Source organism: Cyanobium sp. NIVA-CYA 375 (assembly GCF_056108345.1).
The window spans coordinates 1-663 of the sequence record NZ_JBSYHW010000347.1 but is presented as its reverse complement, the minus strand read 5'-3'; the positions used below and the strand labels follow the sequence as shown (position 1 = coordinate 663).

The following is a 663-nucleotide window of genomic DNA, read 5'->3' as shown; positions in this document are numbered from 1 at the left end:
CAACCACCCGCTACCGCTTTACCTTCGATTATGCTGATGCAACCGTGACCTGGGAGGAACGGACATGACCTTGCGTACCCTGCTGCTGGCGACCGCGCTGGCGACCGCTGCCACCCCCGCGCTGGCGGACAAAGCCGCCGAGGCGCAGGTGCTCGAGCTGTCCAAGGCCAGCATTGCGCTGCGCTCGGTGCGCGGGCCGGGCAACGAGACCGGCAAGGTCGCCGAATTGTTCGCAGGCGCCTTGCGCGACAGCGGCTGGAGCGCGGACGAGATCGAGATCGTCCCCTATGACGATACCGCCTACCTGATCGCGACCTGGGCCGGCAGCGACCCCAAGCTTGGCCCGATCGTCATCTCCGCCCACCTCGATGTGGTCGAGGCCGACCCGGCCGACTGGGAGCGCGATCCCTTCACCCCGGTGGTCGAGAACGGCCTGCTCTACGGGCGCGGGGCGAGCGACACCAAGTTCGACGCGGTGCAGGCGATGGTCGCGGTGATGGAACTGCGCAAGGCCGGTTTCCGGCCCAAGCGCGGCATCGTGATCGCCTATTCGGGCGACGAAGAAACCACCATGCTCACCTCCAAGGTGATCGCGGAGCGGCTCAGGAACGCGCATCTGGTGCTCAATGTCGATGGCGCCTCGGGCACGCTCGACGAGGCGAC

1 protein-coding gene is annotated in these 663 nt (G+C 67.3%); it reads left to right on the top strand.

The annotated features are described in order from the left end of the window. Positions 1-64: 64 nt before the first annotated feature. On the top strand, positions 65-663 hold a 599-nt coding region (locus tag AC01FP_RS18505; protein ID WP_474482333.1), incomplete at its 3' end, for a M20/M25/M40 family metallo-hydrolase.